Source organism: Ornatilinea apprima (assembly GCF_001306115.1).
GTDB lineage: Bacteria > Chloroflexota > Anaerolineae > Anaerolineales > Anaerolineaceae > Ornatilinea > Ornatilinea apprima.
The window spans coordinates 25497-40553 of the sequence record NZ_LGCL01000012.1; the positions used below are offsets into that span (position 1 = coordinate 25497).

The window sequence follows — 15057 nt, forward strand, 5'->3', positions numbered from 1 at the left end:
GTTAACTTGTATCTTGTAGAATAAAGGAGATTGCATGACAGAAACAATGAATTTTGGACTTGATCTGGGAATGGGAGCGCTCAAGCTGCACGGGAATCAGCAGAGCATTCAATTGATCTCTCAGGTCGCGGTCAATAATGGCCCGCTGGTAGGGCGCATGCTGGGATTGGGCAGTTCCCGCCTGCCGTTGCGGATTGCTTTGCCATCGAGAAGCACGTTCTTTGTCGATAGTGGCGCACACGACAGCGGACGGCCAGTAGAAAACCTGAGCATGGATCGTTTTGCCGGTTCACCGGAAATGCTGGCGCTTTTCTATGGGGCATTCACCCGCCTGATTCAGCGGTCGGGTGACATCTCTCAGCCGGTCAGCATCACCTGTGGTTTGCCATTGGATACGCTTTCCGGAGAGGAAGCACGAACCACGGTGGAGAGCATTCAGCGCTGGATGAAGGCAGATCACATCTGGAAAGCCAATGACCAGGAAAATCACCTGAATGTGACCGAGGTTCGGGTTACATCTCAGCCCGCTGGTGCTCTGTTTGATTATGTGCTGGATGATGAAGGTAAGATCGTTCCTGAACGGCGCAGCGCATACACCCAGGAGGTCGGGATTGTATCCATCGGCATGAACACCACCGAATTGTTGGTTGTGCGCGAAAAAGTTCCAGTTCAACGATTTACGGGTGCTTCAACCACTGGTGTACGCCGGCTTTTGGAGCTGGTCAACGGTCAGCAGCTTTACTCCCTGGGTGAATTGGACACGCTCCTGCGCGCCAATAAACTCGACATTTCGCAGGCACTACCAATCTGGGAGCGTGAGGTCACTGGAGAAATTGAAAAGCGGTGGGGCAAAGCCTGGCGGCGTTTCACAGCCGTCATTCTGGTAGGCGGTGGGGCGATCCTACTCAAGAACTCATTGCCTTATTTCTTCAACGGTAAAGGCATCCTGACAGATGATCCTGTTCAATCGATTGCGAGGGGTTTATGGAAACTTTCGCTATTTCAGAACCACAATCGAAAAAACTAAACGTGCATTCAAAGCGCGGTCGCCCAAAGCTGGATTGCAAAGTTCATCAGATTCGCTTCACACTGAGCCTGCGAGAAGGGGAGGATGATGATCTGATCTTCTTCTTTTCCGATATTCCCGAACGGAGGCGAGCTGCAGCCTTGAAAGCCGCTTTACGAGCGGGGGGTATTTCACTTAAAGCCGGATCCGTTCCAATCACGGATGATCTTGACCTGACCATTCAGGGTCTGGTTTTTGGCTAATCAATTTTCTGGAGGAAGATATGTTTCTGCTGAAGGGATTTCATTTGGTCTTCAAGATTTTCAAAAACGCTTTGCTTCTGTTGGTGATCGCAACCATCCTGTTTATCGCTTATCGGGGCAATCTGCCGATGAGCGTTCCCCAGGCACCACAAGGTATAACCTATTTCGAATTCATGGCAGATCGGATCGATGCTGCGAAAACGGTCAAACCGTCTCAATGCGGATGGGGGATGATGCTATCACTGGCTGCACTTGGGCCAATCTATTCAGTAGTGTACACAACGGTTGCGGTCAATCCAGATAGTGCATTGGCCAAGGGAACCGCTCCGGACCCGGATATTGCGCGGGATGTTGCCGGCGCAGCCTGGTATCAAATCCCAGATATCTGGTGGAAAACGGTTGAGCGATTATCCTGGACGATGCTGGGTAAACCTGCTGCGTATGGTTGTCAGTTCCGACCTGTCCAAATCGCTGAACATACGAATTAACATGACCACCTTGGATCATGCTTGATTTATTTGTAGAATAAAAATGTAATCGTTTTGGGTCGCTAATCTCATTGGACATCCATCAAATCGTAGGAGCGGCCGCATAACAAAGAACTTTGTTATGCCGGTCGCTTTTCGTTTTCTCCGGCGACCTTCTTGTTGAAGCAAAGAGTAAATATCAAATCATTTGGAGCCTTTGATGCCAGATCCCATTCCGCCCAGAGATATTGATGCCGAACAGGCCTTGCTCGGTTCGATCATGATTGCACCTTATTTATTTGAGGATTTGGTCACCATCGTGAAAGCGGAATATTTTTATCGCAACTCACACCGCTGGATTTGGGAAGCAATGAATCACCTGTTGGAATCTGAGCAACAGATCGATCATGTCACCTTGTGTAATGCTTTGAATACCAGCGGAAAACTAAAGGAAATTGGTGGGCCGGCATACATCATGGGCTTACTCAATGCAACTCCGACTTCCATGCACGCCGAGTCTTACGCGAAGATCGTGCGTGAAAAAGCATTTAAGCGAAAAGCGTTAGAGGTCGCTACAAACCTTGCGCAAAATGCTATTCAAGATAAACCGCTTTCTGAAGCTCTGCAGCAAATGGAAAAATTCTTTGTCAGCTCATCCGCCTTGTCGGGAGTCACGGAGCGAATGGTTATGACCGCAGAGAAATTGTGTTTGTCGGAGATGGGTGAACTGACCTGGATTCTCAAAGACTGGATTATGGCCGGCGGAATCAACTTGATCGCCGGTATGCCGGCAGCGGGAAAGAGTTTTCTCGCGCTGGACCTGGCGATTGGCATGGCTTCTTCGGGTGTGGCATGGGATAACCAACCGGTAACCCAGGGTAAAGTGCTGTATCACTTCCTGGATGGCAGCTACCGGGGTATGCGCTCGCGGGTTCTTAAACTGTGCCATGCGCGAGGCATTCAACCGCCTGCCAACCTGATTTTCGACTTTTCTCCGCTTAACCTGAAAGTCCCTTCGGAAGTGCTGGCTTTACGCCAGCGAATTCATCGATTGGATGCCTCTGTAGTCATTTTTGATGTCATGGCCAAATTTATGCCTGGCGCAGATGAAAATTCGGTCGCGGAAATATCTCCGATGATGAACACCCTGCGTGAAATTGCCAACCAGACCGGTACGACTTTCATTCTGATTCATCACCTCAATAAGGGTGGAAACACCGATCTTTCCTATCGCGTCCGGGGTTCCTCCGATATTTTAGGGTCTGTCGATACCGCCATTGTGATTACACACGAAAACCAGCATTCGGCACACTCGATGCGAACGATCATTCCACAAAAGGTGCGTGAATCCCTGCCACCTGCGCAGTTGCAGTTTCAAATTGAATCGACCGAAGATAGCATCGCTCTTCGATTTTCTGAAGCGAATGCTTCTGAACTGCTGCGCGCTCCTGGTCAGGCGGAATTGATCTTTGCGGATATCCTGGAATATCTGCAAAGCGTTCCGGCGCAGGAATTTAAGAAGAATGAGCTCATCTCAGCACTCCAAATCAATAGCAGCGCCAGGACGATAGAACGGGCATTTTCAAAACTCAACAATGATCCGCGTATCAGAGTTACAAAACGAGGATCTTTCAACACCTATCAGTGGGAAGAGGATACGCCAGCCACGCCATTCCCTTAAGGGGTTGGCGTGGCTGGCGTATGTTTGTTTCATGCAAAGTTTACAAATAACAAAGGAGAAGAATGTCAGAAAACCAAAATACTTCAAATTGCCGGATTTCCAGGAATGTCTTGATCAAAGCACCTGGTTTGCTGCCCATGCTCTACACACCGCGGGAAATCGCTGAAGACCTGGACGTTCCTGAAACCACCTTGCGGGATTGGCTCAATCATGGCGCGCCACACAGCCGGGACGAATCCAACCATATCTGGATCGACGGCAAGCAATTTGCCGCCTGGGTTGACAACCAACGGAACGCCAGAAAGAAACCAGCCCATCAGCTTCAAGCGGGGGAAGGTTTTTGTATGCGCTGTAATACGATCGTCAAAATCCAAAATGCGGAAATTCGCCCTGTCAAAGGCCGCCTGAGCCATCTGAAGGGCAAATGTCCCATCTGCGGCAGGATTGTTAATCGCGGGATTTGGAATGCTGGATCGGCAGAACTATCTCAAGGTTAAGTTGTTCCTAAAATTTTCACGAGATGTTCATGGGCTTTCATCGCTTCAGATCTCTAATGATTTCGAACATCTTAAAGCGCTGCTTCTCTGGGCTGGCTCGCAACCGCTCAGTTCAGCGCACGCTTTCAACACCAATCTCCCTGATTCCCTTTTTCAGATAGGCGAGAAAGGATTGGATCAAACAGAATTACAGAGCATCTTGAATACCAACCAGCGATTCCTCTTGTGGGGGAAAGCCATGTTTCCGGTTGAGTTTCAGAATATCCGGCTGAGCTGGATTATGAAAATTACAGGAATCTCGAAAGGAAAGGAGGTGATTATTTGAAAAAACGACCGATTATCATTACCGCGACCAACGCCATCACAATCCCCAAAAAGGTTCGTAACCTGTTGGATTTACAACCTGGTGACTGCCTGGATTATGAAGTCATGGCAAATGGTTCAATCATTTTGGTGCGCAAGGAATGCTGCGATTCGCCGTCGCTCCGTCCAACATGCAAACTTCCCTGCCAGGCTCAAAAACGGAAATAACCTGAATGGCTGGAGGAAGGGTTTACTGAATCCCTTCCTCCAGCTCTGGCGTAAAGAGAAAATGATTGTTTTTAGAACCTCAAGTTATCAACAGGACTGGCTTTCCGATGCACTCGTTCAATGTCCATCTCAGCGATTTGAGCATAATGACGGACCATGTCCAACGAGCTGTGACCTAACAGGGCTTGTAGGGTGAACACATCCCCACCTGAACGGAGGTAAGTGATTGCAAAAGTATGCCGGAATTTATGTGGATGAGCACCTTTGACGCCCGCTTTATCAGCCAGGCGCACGATCAAATGTCGCAGGCTATTGGAGTTAAACGGATGATTGCCACGGTTGATAAATACTGGCGATTCTGGGTCATCGCGATCTTCGCGGTCAGCCAGATAGCGCCACACAGCCCGTCGGGTACTCTTTCCTATGAACACGGTGCGCCCTTTGCCGCCTTTTGCCCCACCTTCGTCTCCATGCTTGATGACAACTTTACCAGTGCGCAAATCCAATTCGCCGATTTTCAAACTGCAAAGCTCGGAAGCGCGCAAACCGGTATCCAACAGGAACAGTATCATGGCTTCATCTCGTTTGGCGGATGGTCGTCGGGTAACAAAATTATGGCGATTGATTGGATTGTATTCACGGGAGTAAACGCAGGCTTTAAGCAGTGCCGCAAGATCCTCTTGAGTGAAGGCAGCCACGGGTGCTTCTTTGTAACGCGGTCCCGGGATGCCTTCCATGGGATTCTTGATTTTGAACTCTGCGACCGCCCAACCGAAGAAAGCTTTGAAAGTGATCCAGTGGTTTCGCAGTGTCTTGGGGGAGAGTTTGCGCGTTGGTGCATCATGCGCAGGATTCGGTTTGGCGAAGGTGTGGGGAACGTACTCTGTGCGCAGATAGGTCATGTAATCGAGCACATCAGCAGAGGTGATCTTCCCTATCGGTTGATCGCCGATCTTTTCCATCCACTTACGCAGCACCCACTCATACGAATCGACCGTCCTTTGGCTTAAGCCTTCGGCGGTTTTGTATTTGACGAAGCCGTCAATACAAAGTGAAAATAACAGGCCTGAGGGATTACGGTTCATCGAAAAATCCTCCTAATAGTGATTTTTCGTAACCATCGACCCTCAGGCCTATCAAAAAACCGTAGCCCCAGGGACTACGGTTCTCGTTAGTAGCGGGGAGTGGATTCGAACCACTGACCTCCGGGTTATGAGCCCGACGAGCTGCCACTGCTCTACCCCGCATCAATGAGTGTAATTCTACCCGAAGCGGAGGGATGTGTCAAGGGCAATCTATTTCTGGTTTTTTAACATTTCTCCGATGGTTTATACCTGCGTAAAGTAATCATGCTCAATTTGCTGCCAGGTTTCATCGCTGCAGCAGCGCAAGTGCTGGCCCAGCAGGGGTGTTACCGTGCGTATTTGTTCAGCGATGCGCTGGGCGACACGGCGGATGGCATAATGGGCGTTGGGGGCGGTGCGCAGGTTGATGAGGTGGTCGGCACTTCGCAGGTTGGTGCAGAACAATACGCGCCGGTTATAGCCGTTGGGCACTACATACGCTGCCACATGCGGATTGAAACGGTACAGTTGCTCGTAGGCGGATGCGGCGCTGTGCATGGCGGCTCGATATGCGTTTTCTAAACCGGCTTCCACCAGCAGGCGCGGGACGGCGTAGCCCAGGCAGGTGGTGAGCGCTTGCGCGGTTTGGGTCATCATGCGGTGGCGTTTGAATTCAAAGTAAGCGCCCTGGTCCAGAACCAGGTCGAAGGTGTAACTGGCATATTCCAGTTCGCGCAGGGGAATGTCGTGGCGGCCCAGGCCAGAAAGGATCTGCGCGGCCAGGTCTTGTTTTTGGGGGTGTGAAAGGGTGCCAATGAAATCCGTGTTTTGCGTATAGCCAATGCTATTGAATCGGTAAAGGGCGGCAGCCAGGGCGCGGTCTTCGGCGTCTTGATCCCAATGGACCAACTCACACCAATCGGATGAGCTGCTGGGCGAGGGAACCTGACTGGCAATCCGGGTGAGATCCTTTTGCAGTTGCTCAATGCGATGGTCGGGTTCGGCGTATTTAACCAGGGTGGGGGCGTTTTGCTGGGCAACCTCTTTGATTTGCGCGCCCATTTGGCGCACTTCTTCCAGAGGGTGCGAGAGCATTTTTTGTAGGCTGTGTTCGAGGGCGCGCGCGTTGATGCTGACGCCCACATTCGCCAGGGCGGCGGCCGGTAAGAAGTACCGGCAGGAGTCCACAATTTCCGAGCGCACGCGGCGCTCCCAGGTTTCTTCACTTTCACCCGGTTTGCGCGGAATTTTGGCGGCTACCACCTGCTGCACTTTAGGCAGGGCCGATTGGTATGCTTCAAACAAACCGCGCACTGTTTTGGTGTAGATTTCTTTGAGCGGGTGGTTTTCCAACTCCATGGGGGTGTGGAATTGGTCATTTTTCCATTTTTGGTAGCGGGTGGATTTCTCGGTATAGGAGGCCAGACGGCAGCTTTCAAGGGTTTCTACGGCCAGGCGGGATATATTTTCCACAGCGATATGGAGAACGGCGTGTTCGGCCACCGAAGAGTGCCCGTAACCCACCACCCATTTCTCATGAAATTGGGCGCTTTTTTCTTCGCTTAATTCCTGGGCAATTTGTTGAAAAGATTCAGGGGATCGAGATGTTTTGGCAAAAGCGACGGCGATGGTCTCGGGAGATAATTTTTGCGGGTCAAGCAGGTAGATCTGGCGTGGGTTGGGCATGGCTTAATACCTCTCTGGCTTGGGAGGAATCTTGCTGCATTTGGTCGATCAGCGCCTGAACGGTCTCAAACTTTTCTTCAAAACGCAGCCGGCGAATAAATTGGAGGGACAAAGTTTCTCCGTAAATGTCTTGCTGAAAGTCAAAGATGAAGGCCTCTACTCGCGGAATGGGTGGGGTGTCGGTAAAGGTGGGGCGAAAGCCGACGCTGGTTACGGATGGGTGACGTGCTCCGTTGAGCCAGGCCCAGGTCGCGTAGACGCCCGGTGCTGGCAATATTCTTTCCAGCGGCAATTCCAGGTTGGCGGTCGGGAAGCCGAGCAAACGGCCGCGGCCGTCGCCACGGATGACGGTGGATTCCAGGGAGTACCACCGTCCCAAAAGTTGGCTGGCGTGCTCGATTTCTCCCTGTTCCAATAACTGGCGAATTCGGCTGCTGGAAATTTTCTCTGAACCGTTTTTCATCACAGCTTGAATGACTCGAGTCTGGAAGCCGAGGGACTGCCCAATCACTTTAAGCTGCTCCACGTTGCCTTCGCGGTTGCGCCCCAGGGCAAAGTCGCTGCCCACCCATAGTTCCCGAGGGTTGAGTTTTTCGGTGATATTCCGCATGAAGTCAGACGCGCTGAGGGCAGCCAATTCGCGGGTGAATGTCAGGGTAACCACGGCATCCACACCCAGTTCCGCCATGAGCGCGGCACGTTCTTCCGGCATGGTGAGGTAATAGGGCTTGTCCAGGCCGCGTAAAACCACAGCCGGGTGGGGGTGAAAGGTGATGACCACCGCTTTGGCCTGGTGTTGGTGAGCGCTGGCTACCATATCTTTGATAATGGTTTGGTGGCCTAAATGGACACCATCAAACGAGCCGATGGTGATCCAGGTGTGTTGGTGTTGGTATTGAATGTTTTCCAGGCCGTAAAAATGCTGCATGTCTGAATCCATCACCCGCATTAATTTCCTTGCTATTCTACCAGCAAGCCCTCCATTGATCAATCAAAACCCCGCAAGGTGATGCTGGCGGGGTTTTGAGTTTCTTCAAGTTAATGCTGGTCTACATCCAATTTAGCTGAAAAAGACTTTGCGTGGCTGGTATTCGTTGGTGTCTTCTTCGTAGCTCAATAGCGCGACCAGTTCACCCTGTGCGCTGACGCCGCGCACCATGTTGCCCAGTTTCTCTTCGGCGGGGATGCGATGACCGTGACGCACCACGTCAAGCTGGTCGTCGTCCAATTCGAGCGCCGGCCATTCGGAGAGGGCTTCAGCGGCAGGAATGAGGTATTGGTACCAACTGCCATCATCGAACGCTTCGCGCAATTTTTGGAGGGGCACTGCATCTCGCAGGGTGAATCGGCCGCTCTTGGTGCGGCGCAGGCCAATCAGGTGCGCACCGCAGCCCAGTACGTTGCCCAGGTCGTGGGCCAGCGAACGCACATAGGTTCCGGATGAGCAATAAATATCGACAACCGCTTCAGGGGGCGCCCATTCCAGCAGTTCCAGGCTGTGAACGGTAATTTTTCTGGGTTCCAGGTCTACCTCTTCGCCTTGACGGGCAAGCTGGTAGGCTTTTTTGCCTTTTATCTTGACGGCGGAATAAGGCGGCGGCACCTGCTCAATTTCACCTATAAACTGGCTCAGTGCGTTTTCAAACTGTTCTTCGGTAATGTCCACTGGTGAGGTATCGGTTACAGTGCCATCTGCGTCGTAGGTGTCGGTGCGGCTGCCCAAGCGGATAATGCCCTGATAGCGTTTGTCCGACGCAGACACATATTCACTCAGGCGAACAGCAGGGCCGATTAAGACGACTAATACGCCTGATGCGCGTGGGTCCAGCGTGCCAGTATGGCCTGCGCGGCGGATATTGGTACCTTTACGAACGACCTGAACCACGTCATGTGAAGTCATACCGACAGGTTTGTCGATCACCAGCACACCTGACACGGTATTCTTTATTTCGTAGTTTTCCATATCGCTCATTGGATATCTCTCCTTTGGAGCAGGATCCAATAACATTAATATATTGGATTACCCCTCTTTATTTTTTCCATTCAGGATGGCTTTGGTTGCGTCTAAAACTTTTTCCTGAACTTCTTCTAACGAACCAGTAATTTCTGCGCCAGAAGCAGCCGGGTGGCCACCTCCGCCAAATGCCAGAGCAATTTGAGAAACATCAATCCCAGGCTGCGCTCTCCAGCTCACCTTCACTTTATTCTCGTCTTTTTCGGTGAAGATGATGGAAACATCATTGTCTTCGATGGAAGAAATGATATTGATCAAGTCTGCGTCATCTTTCCCCTGATAGGCAGCTGAACGCCGGTCTTCATTGGTGAGGGCAGTCCACACCAGGCGCCCTTTACGCTGCATGCGGGCGATGCCCTTGCCCCAGAAGCGAACCGCTTCGTAAGAGCGGTAGGTGATGGCACGCTGGTAGATGTCTGAAAGTTCTGCGCCTTCATCCATTAAGTTCGCGGCAATTCTCAGCGCTTCTGAGGTCATATTTGAGGTGCGAAAGCCTATGGTGTCGGTAACAATGCCAGAGAGCAGGGCCGTGGCGACTTTTTCGTCCATCGGCAAGTCCCAATCCGCGCGGAGATGGCGGGCAATGAGCGCCGTGGTGGAAACAGAGGAAATATCCACCAGGTTCAGGTTGGCAAAGTTCAGATTGGTGATGTGGTGATCAATGTTCAAATCGGGCTTTTGCTCGCCCAATACCGCGCCAGTGCGTTCAAGATCAGAGCAGTCAACCACGATGCTCAAATCAAAGGTCTGTTCCGCGTGGGTAGTGACCAGCTCCGCGCCAGGGATGAAGCGCAGCTGCGCTGAAACGCGGTCTGCCAGCACCATTTGAACTTGCTTGCCCGCCAGGCTGAGCGACAAGCCCAGCCCAACGACGGATCCGACCGCGTCTCCATCTGGACGAATATGTGAGGTGATCACAACCGAGTTGGCGTTATGAAGCCTGTCGCGGATGGATCTGTGCAACGCCTCATTCTTCATCTTCTTGTTCACCTTCTTCGTCTTGCATTTCCAGGTCTGCCCCATCTGACTGATGCAGTTGGGCGAACAATTTTTCCATGCGGTCCGCGCGCTCTGGCGTGGGGTCCCAGAAGAAACGTAGTTTTGGGAAGGAGCGAAGCTGAACTTTTTCGGCAAGGTAGTGACGGATAAAGCTTCCGGCGTGCTGTAAGGCCTCGATGACGTCTTTGGCGCGTTCCTGGCCCTCCACCGCGGAGACATAAATATCGGCGAAGGCCAATTCGCGGTCAATTTGCACATCGGTAACCGATACGCCCAGCAGGCGTGGGTCTTGAATTTGATAGACCAGCAGTTCAGACATTTCTTCACGCACGCGGCCAGCGATGCGTTGGATTCTCATTTGTGACGGCATAACTCAACCCTTTGTTCCATTCACCCTTTCGGGTTAAAGGACATTTGACTTTTCCATGACATAACAGATGATGCGGTCACCAACCTGCATGTCCTTAAAATTCTTGAAGCCCATGCCACATTCAAAGCCTTTGCGCACTTCGCGCACGTCATCTTTGCCGTGTTTGAGGGATTGCAATTCACCGGAATAAACGGTCTCTTCGCCGCGAAGGATATGCACTTTGGCGTTGCGGCGGATTTCACCGGTTAAGACTTTGCAGCCGGCAATCGCGCCCAGTTTTGAAACCTGGAAAATAGCCAGGATTTCGGCTTCACCGATGGTCTTTTCGACATATTCTGGTTCGAGCATGCCCTTAAGGGCTTTCTCAATGTCTTCGATCAGGCGATAAATGATGTTGTAAACACGCACTGAGACTTCTTCGGTTTCGGCTAGGCGTCGGGCGGCAGCATCGGCATCTACGTTGAAGCCAATCACCACTGCGTCCGAGGCAGCGGCAAGCATGATGTCGCTTTCGGTGATGTTGCCGGTTTCGGCGTGGAGAATGCTGACCTTGATGGACTGCTGTTTGTTCAAATCATCCAGCGAATTGGTAATAGGCTCTAGCGAGCCCTGAACGTCGGCTTTGACAATCAGTTTAAGTTCCTGCGTGGTGCCCGATTGGAAATTGGCGAACAGCTCTTCCAGAGAGGCGCGTTTGATCGATCCTTTGCGGTCTTTTTCTTTCTGTTTGCGTTCTTCCACAATCGCGCGAACTTCTTTTTCGTTGGCAACGACTTCAAAAATATCACCAGCGTTAGGCACGTCAGAAAGACCCATAATCTGGACAGGAGTGGATGGGCCGGCTTTACGGATGCGCTTGCCGCGGAAGTCGAACATGGCGCGGATTTTTCCGCCGGCCATGCCGGCAACAATCGCGTCGCCGGCCTGCAGGGTGCCATTTTGAACCAACAAAGTGGTCATCACGCCTTTCGAGCGGTCAATTTCCGCTTCGATGACCGTGCCCACGACTTTGCCGGCAGGGTTGGCGCGAATGGATGTCGAATCGGCAACCAGCAGAATGGCTTCAAGCAGATCTTCGATGCCGATTTTTTGCTTGGCAGAGACTGGAACCATAATTGTATCGCCGTCCCATTCATCAGGAACCAGGCCTAATTCGCCCAGTTGTTTTTTGACAAATTCGGGGTTGGCATCGGGGCGGTCAATTTTATTCAGCGCGACAATGATCGGTACTTTAGCGGCGCGGGCGTGATTGATTGCTTCTTTGGTTTGCGGCATTACGCCATCATTGACGGCCACCACCAGCACAACAATGTCGGCGCCTTGCGCGCCACGGGCGCGCATGGCGGTGAACGCCGCGTGACCGGGAGTATCGAGGAATGTGATTTCGCGGCCGTTGTGTTCCACCTGGTACGCGCCAATATGCTGGGTAATGCCACCAGCTTCGCCTTCGGCTACTTGCGTGTGACGGATGGCGTCCAAGAGGGTGGTTTTTCCATGATCGACATGACCGAGGATGGTTACCACGGGCGCACGGGATGAGAGATCGGCGTCTTTTTCATCGGCCAGCATTTTTCGCCAGAGGGGAATCTCCCCCGTTTCTTTAACCTCTTCTTCTTCGGGGGTTTCCAGACTGGCTTCGAATCCCATTTCGCTGGCAACAATCGCAGCCGTATCGAAATCAACCAGTTGGTTGATATTTGCCATAACGCCATTAGCCATCAGGATTTTAATTACCTGAATCGGGCTGGCTTCCATCATCTGAGCCAGCTCTCGAACTGTTAAACTGCCGGGCAGTTCCAATGTTTTCATTTTTGTCATCGTATAAAACCTCCTGATGAATTGCGTCCCCTGCTGTGCCGCAATATTATCTTATAGTTAGCCTGCTTGTTCATTATTTCCTGAAGCTTTCAGGAATCGGCGCCAAGTTTAGTGTTTTCGCCACCACCCTTTCAACAATGAGCAAGGGAGCATTTTTCAAAGGAAGGATCAACTGGTTTCTTCCAGCTCTGATTCTTCAGGTAATTCCGCCAAGAATGATTCAAGAAGTGCCTGATCCTGGCTGGAAAGTTGTGTTTTCAACGCGTTAGCCAGCGCGCCTTTGAGCCCTTTGATCCAGCAGGAGCGAAGCGCGTGTAAATACGCGCCTCTGCCTGCCAGTTTGCCAGTCCGGTCAATCTGCACCCCTTCTGGTGTGCGGACGACCCGAACCAGTTCGCGTTTATCGTTAATCTGGCGGCAACCCACACAGGTGCGTTGAGGAATGTGGCGAACTCGTTTGCCTTTCTGCTTGTTCATTCCCTATCCCTCTGCCGTGAAGACTAGAAAGTCCATTCGTCATCCCAGGCACCACCGCCGCGTTTGTGTTTCTTGCGGCGCACAACCATGTCGCGCTCGGGGTCATATTCCACAGCAACGCTTTTCTTCTTCTTTTTCTTCTTGTCCGTTTTGAGATCTGAATCCTCTTCCTCTTCTTCTTCTTCGGTAAAGAATTCGATGGTTTTTTCGCTAGGTTTTTCGTTGATGACATCCACGAAGGAAATTTCTTCCCCTTCTTCCACTGGCTCAAAGATGTGCACCATTGGAGGTGTCTCTTCTACTGCTCCTTCAGCAACCGGGGCTTCCTCAACGGGGGGTTCAATCACGGTTACTGGCTGTTCAACCGATTCGCCTGCCGCCTCAACGGCCTCGGCAAGTTCTGCTTCCACCAGTTTTTCAGCGGGCTGGGCAAGCAAGGCCTGAACAACTTCGTTGATTTTTTCCATCGATTTCAGCCCAATACCTTGCAGTTTGAGCACAAAATCGGGGTCTTTCTTGACCTGGATGGCCAGGTCGCCCAGGGTAGCCATTCCCGATTCTTGCAGGATCACGCTGATGTGTTCGGGCAGCTCGCTGTCGAGGATATTGGTTTCAAAGGCCGAGGCCGGGATGGCTTTGCGCAGTTCATCATCCACAGATACTTTTTGAGGCGCCGGAACAGCAGCCGCGCGGGTGGCTTTTTCAATGCGGTCAATAAATTTGGCAATCTGGTCGTATTCTTCCTGCGCCAGAGGGCGGCCTTCTGCTTTACGGGCAAGCAGATCTTCCACTTTACCGACAGTCTCTTTTTCTTTCTCGGCCGTTTGGGCCAGTTTGGCGTCGTTCTGCAAGCGGTAGAGAATGTCGGCGGCGGCTTCGGACAGGCTCTTGATGTCGATGCGCCAGCCGGTCAGTTTGGCGGCCAGGCGGGCATTTTGACCGTCGCGGCCGATGGCCAGCGAAAGCTGGTCTTCGGGGACAACAACGGTAGCGGTGCGGCCGCTTTCGCTGCCCAGATCGAGGTACACACCGTTGACACGCGCCGGGCTGATGGCTTTGGCAATGAAAACGGCCGGGTCTTCGCTCCACTCGATGACGTCAATTTTTTCATCGTGCAACTCGCGCACAATGGCCTGGATGCGCACGCCGCGGACGCCCACGCACGCGCCAACCGGGTCAATGCCCGACTGCGTGGCAGATACGGCCACTTTCGCGCGGTCGCCGGGTTCGCGGGCGATGGAGCGGATTTCTACCACGCCATGGAAGATTTCGGGAACTTCATTTTCCAGCAGGCGGCGCAGGAAATCGCGATGGGTGCGGGATAAGAAAATTTGCGGGCCGCGGGGCGAGTCTTTGACTTCTGAGATCAAAGCGCGCACGCGGTCGTGAATGCGGAACTTTTCGCGAGGGATGACGTCTTTTCGCAGCATAGTGCCTTCGGCGCGCATTTCCATGCCAACCGTGTACCCCTGGGCATTGGTGGCTTGAACGACACCGCTGATGATTTCGCCGATTTGTTTCTGGTAGTGCTCCATCTGAAGCTGGCGTTCTGCGTCGCGGATGCGCTGTTGAATCACCTGGCGAGCGGTTTGCGCGGCGACACGGCCAAAATCGCGCGGGGTACTTTCCACGACCACCATACTGCCGAGTTCGGCTTCGGGGTTGTAGCGCTGCGCTTCTGGAAGGCTGACTTCGGTTCGTTCATCCTGCACAGAATCAACCACCTCTTTTTCGGCATAAATGACCACTTTCCCAGTTTCTGGGTCGATTTTTGCTTCGACGAGCTGGGCGTTGGACGCGTTGACTGAACGCCGATAGGCCGAGACCATGGCTGATTCAAGTGCTTTGAGGATGACTTCTTTCGGAAGCCCTTTTTCTTCTAACACTTCATTAAAAGCCAGAACAAATTCGTTCTTCATTCCTTATTCTCCGACAATTTTCCCTTTATATGAAGAAAAGTGGGGCAGGCCCACTTTTCGTTGTTGCGAAAAGATTTTCTTGATGACGAACATATTTTAACATAAATTCAAAGGCCTTGCAAGGTGTCCCGAAGAGGTGGTTACAGTCACAAAAATCCATAGAAGGGGTTGAAAAAAGAGAGAGTTCCAGTCAATATTGAAGTTGGCACAAACAACAAAGAAAGGAACTCTCGATGACAGACGAAGCTGTCCATATCAGTATAAC

General features: G+C 51.9%; 16 protein-coding genes and 1 tRNA gene. 7 read left to right on the forward strand and 10 right to left on the reverse strand.

What is annotated here, in order from left to right:
- Window positions 1-34: 34 nt before the first annotated feature.
- From ADN00_RS02670 to ADN00_RS02700, 7 genes are all read left to right on the forward strand, one after another.
- Entirely contained in the window at window positions 35-1027 is a 993-nt protein-coding gene (locus ADN00_RS02670; protein ID WP_075061408.1) for a ParM/StbA family protein, read from the forward strand.
- Window positions 985-1269: a hypothetical protein gene (locus tag ADN00_RS02675; protein ID WP_152966233.1), complete on the forward strand. Its 285-nt coding sequence runs from the start codon at window positions 985-987 to the stop codon at window positions 1267-1269. Before ADN00_RS02670 ends, ADN00_RS02675 begins: the two co-directional genes overlap by 43 nt.
- Before the next feature lie 20 nt (window positions 1270-1289).
- Window positions 1290-1757, forward strand: coding sequence for a hypothetical protein (locus ADN00_RS02680; RefSeq protein ID WP_075061410.1), 468 nt, complete (start codon window positions 1290-1292; stop codon window positions 1755-1757).
- A 199-nt stretch (window positions 1758-1956) separates the two neighbouring features.
- On the forward strand, window positions 1957-3417 hold the full coding sequence (locus ADN00_RS02685) for an AAA family ATPase (RefSeq protein ID WP_075061411.1): 1461 nt from the start codon (window positions 1957-1959) through the stop codon (window positions 3415-3417).
- Between the two features lie 62 nt (window positions 3418-3479).
- On the forward strand, window positions 3480-3914 hold the full coding sequence (locus tag ADN00_RS02690) for a MerR family transcriptional regulator (protein WP_075061412.1): 435 nt from the start codon (window positions 3480-3482) through the stop codon (window positions 3912-3914).
- Complete coding sequence (locus ADN00_RS02695; protein ID WP_152966235.1) at window positions 3883-4239, forward strand: hypothetical protein; 357 nt, start codon at window positions 3883-3885, stop codon at window positions 4237-4239. The genes ADN00_RS02690 and ADN00_RS02695 overlap by 32 nt, the downstream gene beginning before the upstream one ends.
- A complete protein-coding gene (locus tag ADN00_RS02700; protein ID WP_075061414.1) occupies window positions 4236-4445 on the forward strand; it encodes an AbrB/MazE/SpoVT family DNA-binding domain-containing protein in 210 nt (69 codons plus the stop codon). The genes ADN00_RS02695 and ADN00_RS02700 overlap by 4 nt, the downstream gene beginning before the upstream one ends.
- 71 nt (window positions 4446-4516) lie before the next feature.
- Here ADN00_RS02700 and ADN00_RS02705 read toward each other — a convergent pair whose 3' ends face one another.
- From ADN00_RS02705 to nusA, 10 genes are all read right to left on the reverse strand, one after another.
- The gene (locus ADN00_RS02705) at window positions 4517-5530 is read right to left on the reverse strand and encodes a tyrosine-type recombinase/integrase (RefSeq protein WP_075061415.1); all 1014 of its coding nucleotides are present in this window, start codon (window positions 5528-5530) and stop codon (window positions 4517-4519) included.
- A 90-nt stretch (window positions 5531-5620) separates the two neighbouring features.
- Window positions 5621-5692: transfer RNA gene (locus ADN00_RS02710), tRNA-Met, on the reverse strand.
- 81 nt (window positions 5693-5773) lie between these two features.
- Window positions 5774-7195 carry an FAD-dependent thymidylate synthase gene (locus ADN00_RS02715; protein ID WP_075061416.1) on the reverse strand — a complete coding sequence of 474 codons (1422 nt, stop codon included), beginning with the start codon at window positions 7193-7195 and terminating at the stop codon, window positions 5774-5776.
- On the reverse strand, window positions 7164-8135 hold the full coding sequence (locus tag ADN00_RS02720; RefSeq protein ID WP_160317454.1) for a bifunctional riboflavin kinase/FAD synthetase: 972 nt from the start codon (window positions 8133-8135) through the stop codon (window positions 7164-7166). The genes ADN00_RS02715 and ADN00_RS02720 overlap by 32 nt, the downstream gene beginning before the upstream one ends.
- Before the next feature lie 120 nt (window positions 8136-8255).
- Window positions 8256-9167, reverse strand: a complete 912-nt coding sequence (gene truB, locus ADN00_RS02725) for a tRNA pseudouridine(55) synthase TruB (RefSeq protein WP_075061417.1) — start codon at window positions 9165-9167, stop codon at window positions 8256-8258.
- Window positions 9168-9215: 48 nt separating this feature from the next.
- Complete coding sequence (locus tag ADN00_RS02730) at window positions 9216-10187, reverse strand: DHH family phosphoesterase (RefSeq protein WP_075061418.1); 972 nt, start codon at window positions 10185-10187, stop codon at window positions 9216-9218.
- The gene (gene rbfA, locus ADN00_RS02735; RefSeq protein WP_075061419.1) at window positions 10177-10566 is read right to left on the reverse strand and encodes a 30S ribosome-binding factor RbfA; all 390 of its coding nucleotides are present in this window, start codon (window positions 10564-10566) and stop codon (window positions 10177-10179) included. Before rbfA ends, ADN00_RS02730 begins: the two co-directional genes overlap by 11 nt.
- A 45-nt stretch (window positions 10567-10611) precedes the next feature.
- Window positions 10612-12396 (reverse strand): translation initiation factor IF-2, encoded by a 1785-nt coding sequence (gene infB, locus ADN00_RS02740; RefSeq protein ID WP_075061420.1) that lies wholly within the window; start codon window positions 12394-12396, stop codon window positions 10612-10614.
- A 168-nt stretch (window positions 12397-12564) separates the two neighbouring features.
- Window positions 12565-12873, reverse strand: coding sequence for a YlxR family protein (locus ADN00_RS02745; RefSeq protein ID WP_075061421.1), 309 nt, complete (start codon window positions 12871-12873; stop codon window positions 12565-12567).
- A 23-nt stretch (window positions 12874-12896) separates the two neighbouring features.
- Window positions 12897-14792, reverse strand: a complete 1896-nt coding sequence (gene nusA / locus ADN00_RS02750) for a transcription termination factor NusA (protein WP_075061422.1) — start codon at window positions 14790-14792, stop codon at window positions 12897-12899.
- Window positions 14793-15057 lie beyond the last annotated feature (265 nt).